Annotated in this window: 5 protein-coding genes; 4 read left to right on the forward strand and 1 reads right to left on the reverse strand. The window is 48.6% G+C overall.

Going from position 1 to position 4226, the window contains the following annotated elements; all coding sequences use genetic code 11:
• On the reverse strand, positions 1–204 hold a 204-nt coding region (locus GX117_06860; protein ID NLO33058.1), incomplete at its 3' end, for a hypothetical protein.
• 284 nt (positions 205–488) lie between these two features.
• On the opposite strand from GX117_06860, the gene GX117_06865 reads away from it, so the two are divergent.
• The 4 genes from GX117_06865 to GX117_06880 all read left to right on the forward strand — a co-directional run bounded on the left by GX117_06865 (position 489) and on the right by GX117_06880 (position 4013).
• Positions 489–1067 carry a hypothetical protein gene (locus GX117_06865; protein ID NLO33059.1) on the forward strand — a complete coding sequence of 193 codons (579 nt, stop codon included), beginning with the start codon at positions 489–491 and terminating at the stop codon, positions 1065–1067.
• Positions 1036–2118 (forward strand): lipopolysaccharide heptosyltransferase II, encoded by a 1083-nt coding sequence (gene waaF, locus GX117_06870; GenBank protein NLO33060.1) that lies wholly within the window; start codon positions 1036–1038, stop codon positions 2116–2118. Before GX117_06865 ends, waaF begins: the two co-directional genes overlap by 32 nt.
• Positions 2115–2405, forward strand: coding sequence for a hypothetical protein (locus tag GX117_06875; protein NLO33061.1), 291 nt, complete (start codon positions 2115–2117; stop codon positions 2403–2405). The genes waaF and GX117_06875 overlap by 4 nt, the downstream gene beginning before the upstream one ends.
• A 360-nt stretch (positions 2406–2765) precedes the next feature.
• Positions 2766–4013 (forward strand): PASTA domain-containing protein, encoded by a 1248-nt coding sequence (locus GX117_06880; GenBank protein ID NLO33062.1) that lies wholly within the window; start codon positions 2766–2768, stop codon positions 4011–4013.
• Positions 4014–4226: the final 213 nt, after the last annotated feature.

The raw sequence follows: 4226 nt of genomic DNA on the forward strand, positions 1-4226 counted from the left end.
ATCCAAAACAAAGGCTGTATGGTTGGCAGCGGTGTAGAGGTACCAGTCGTTGGCCCGTGTTGCGATCGAGTATCGGTAAACAATTAATAAGGTTAGGGTTGTCACAGCAAAAACACTGACAAAACGGATTATTTTGCGCCGATTGTCTTTTTTTAATTGCGCATCACATGCTTCTGTGCTATGAGTATCTTTTAATTCTGTCATCCCCGTTGGGACTCCATCCAAATAGTTGATCCGTTATTGTTTTAGGGTATCCGCCACTGCACTTCGCAAAAGTATGCCACATTATTCCGTCTTATACCAAACTATCGCGGCGGTCATGCTGTTGGCAGCGCTCCATTTTGAAAATAAAAGTGCTGCCACACCGGAAAGAGTTTTCGATTCTTAAACGTCACGTGAAACTTCACTTTATAGAAGACTGTGGGCGACACATCGAGACAGGCTTATCCTATGCTGAAATAATCTTCTCCATTTGCTACAATAATGTCATGGATATAGTAACCTTTTGGGAAACATATGGAAGCACCACTTCCCCGGCAGATTTCGTATGGCAATACGGAAAAGGAGATATTGATACCGCTGTAAAAAAGTATTTGCGGCAAAAACCTTCTTTCTATGGAATCATGCAACGGGGCACGTGGCGCACTACCTTTGAAAGTGAAAATCAATACAATCGAGAATGTGTCTCCTTTGGTTTAATGGCCTATTTAGAACAGACCGAAGAGACTTGGCGGCCTTTGGTAGAAGAGGCGCGTCAAGCAGAAATTCAAGCCAAGATCAAGGCGAAAGAAGAGGCAGAGGCAGAAGCCCTCGCACTCGCTGTGGCACGGGTTGAGGCGGAGGCGCGCTCAAAAAACCAAGGGCTCGAAGAAGATCAAAAAAGGTCTGAGACTTCGGTCGGTAATGAAACAGTGTGCGACGCGGCTGCAAACGAGCGCCATAGTGACCCGTCGGACCCGCTTGTACAGAATACACTTTTGTCCGCGCCCGATGCTGTAAATTGCAGTACTGCCACGGAATCAACAGCGCGGTCTGATGAAAATTTCAACCCTGAAACGGATCAGTAATTTGATGATTCCTCCCGAAGCAGTTAAATCGGTGCTGGCTCTTGCTCCTAATTGGCTGGGAGATACAGCCATGTGTACCCCGGCATTGCGCGCCTTGCGCAGGCAATTCTCGGAGGCGCAATTAACCGTAGCAGCCAATCCGTCCTGCCGTGATCTGCTCGAGGATCTGCCGTGGATTGACGGGCTTTTCCCCTTGTTGCCAAAATCCTCCCTCTTGCCGCTGATGAGCATGGGAAAACAATTAAACCACGCCGGAAGCGATCTCTGTGTCGTCTTTCCCCATTCCTTCCGATCTGCATTGCTGGCTTGGTTTGTCCGAAGCAAGAACCGCATCGGCTACGCCCGCGACGGGCGCTCCCCCTTGCTGACCAAAAGCTTGATGCCGCCCATGGAAGACGGTCATATCACGCCCATTTATATGGTAGATGAATACTTGGATCTGGTACGTTTGGTGGGTTGCGAAGATGACGGTAAAGGTCTGGAATTGGCACTAAATCCTTCTGTACACGATACCGTGTCGGCAGCGTTGGCAGGTGAGGGCGCGCTCATCGCTATTGCGCCCGGCGCGGCCTTCGGTCCGAGCAAACGCTGGATGCCTGAAGCTTTCGCTGAGACAGCCGACGCATTGGCGGAACAGACCGGTGCACGTATTGTTTTGTTAACCGGTCCCGGGGAAGAAAAAATTCGCGCAGAAGTGATCGCCCACGCCAAAACATCATTTTTAGAACTGCCGGCGGGGCTTCCGGGCATTGCAGCGCTCAAATCTGCCATTGCCCTTGCCGATCTGCTCATTTGCAATGACAGCGGGCCCAGACATATAGCAATCGCTTTCCATAAACCCGTCATCTGCATTATGGGGCCCACTTCCCCACTATATACCAACGGGCCCTACGAAAAAGGGAAAGTTATCCGTTTGGACATTCCATGCAGCCCCTGCCAGAAGCCGATTTGTCCGCTTGGACACCATCAGTGTATGCGCGATATTTCACCGGCAATGGTTATTGAGGCAGCCTTGGAATCGCTCCAAGTTTCACAAGGAATTGTTTCATGAAAACGGTCTATGTTATCACCATGTGGTCAGGCGGTCGCGCCGCCAAAAAATGGAAATCCTTTGAATCACCTGAAACTTTGGCACAGGGAACCGGCATCTCCTTCATTAGTGCAGGAACACGGTTGCGCGTTTCGGTAATTGGAAATATTTCGGTAGAAGAATACGAATCAGGGAAAGAAGAATTAGAACTGGGACTTAACCCGGACAGGCGCGTCACCTTTGATACACTGAATACTTCCTATCGAGCGAAAGAGTCTGAAAACGAACTTTTAACCGAATATGATTAACGACGTTTATTGAGGATACAAAATTCCAAATAGCCCTTCTTTCGGTTCTCCAAATAGTTGAATTGTTTAGGTGACTGCCGACAAAATTATTTTCGATGATTTGGGAACTATTTGATCCGATGAAGCATCATTATGGAAGGAAGTTGAATCTGTCTCTTCTCTTCCCTGTCATTCCAAGAGTCAGGGTTTAGAAATATCAAATAATCCCTGTCTTTTTTGAGAAGCGATACCATAGACTTTTATGATAATAAAATCATGGGCGTTCCCAAACCGAGCGCCTGAAGATACTACTTAAGATGAGGAACAAAACCGCGACTCCGGCGGCGCCCTCCTCAACGAAATTAGAAAAGGAGCGATTTCATGCCTACGCGCTGCAACAACAATAAACACGCTTGCTTCATCCTTATCTTCATCGCCGCGGTGACCTTTATGGGTTGGGGACTTATCCTCAACGAAGCCTCCGCTTCTGAAACCGCTTCTTTTGCATTGGTCTATGCAGCTGATGATCACGGAAGCATCTCCGGAGCAAGCGCCCAATACATTGACGCCGGCGGAAGCGGCAGCCCTGTCACAGCAATTCCCGATGACGGCTATCATTTTACAGGGTGGAGCGATGGAAGTATTGATAATCCGCGGCGGGATACTGACGTGACCGCTTCCGAAACTTTCACCGCCTACTTTGATATTAACAGCTATACCTTATCCTATAGCGCCGGCGGCGGAGGCCGTATTTTCGGAGAGGTCACGCAGCACGTGAATCATAACAAAGATGGTGTTGAAGTGAATGCAGTCGCTAATGAGGGATTCCATTTTGATGCTTGGAGCGACGGAGTTAAAGATAACCCGAGAGCCGATAAAGGGGTGACCGAAAATATTGATGTTACGGCCCATTTTGTAGTGAACACCTATGTCCTGAGCTATCATGCCGGCACCGGCGGCTCGCTTCTGGGGAAAACCACACAAATTATTAATCATGGCGGCAACAGCGCTCCTGTTGCTGCTGAGGCAAACACGGGGCATCTCTTTGTACTTTGGGATGACGGCAATACGGATAATCCGCGTCAGGATAAGAATGTCAAAACGGCTCTTTCCGTAACAGCGCTGTTCGCCTTAAAATCTAATAATGATGCAGAAGATGATGAACTCAACGGGGGCGACGACGGGGAGGAAGGAGAAGAAGAGGGAGAAGAAATAGGTGGTGATGAGGATGGCGAGGCGGAAGGAGGAGAAGAAGAGGGTGAAGAAGAGGGTGAAGAAGTACCCGCAGAAGGCGAAGAAGGCGTGACCGCCGGCTTTACCGTTCCCAATGTGGTGCTGCAAAATCTGGAAACGGCACAGAAACAAATTGAAGCGGCAGGGCTCAGTCTCGGTACAGTCTCTTATAAATGCAGCGACACGATTCCTGAAGACGCCATTATAAAACAGAGCCCCGGAGCAGGGACTATTCTGACGGAACCCGGTCCTGTAAGCCTGATCGTATCTGATGGCGATTGTCCAACTGCCTGCGACTCCTTCGACCTGCGCGACTGGGGTAATGTATTGCTCAGCATTCTTGTTATCACCGGTATGCTCTTGGCTATCGTGTTCGGCGTAGAATCGCTTAGTTAAATTGCCGACTTGCAGGTACAGCCGCTTGATTAAACCAAACATATATTGTAAAAATAAGGGCTTATCCTGTGAAAGATCCTTGCGTTCTTTTATCTGATGTCTTTGCTGTACTGTCGCAATAGGAAATAAAACAGTACTTGCATGTTCACATGAACTGCTGCAGCTCTCAGGCAGCTGTGCAGTCTATGTTTTGTTATAGTACAGGTATTACTG

This window comes from Candidatus Hydrogenedentota bacterium (genome assembly GCA_012523015.1).
Classification (GTDB): domain Bacteria; phylum Hydrogenedentota; class Hydrogenedentia; order Hydrogenedentales; family CAITNO01; genus JAAYBJ01.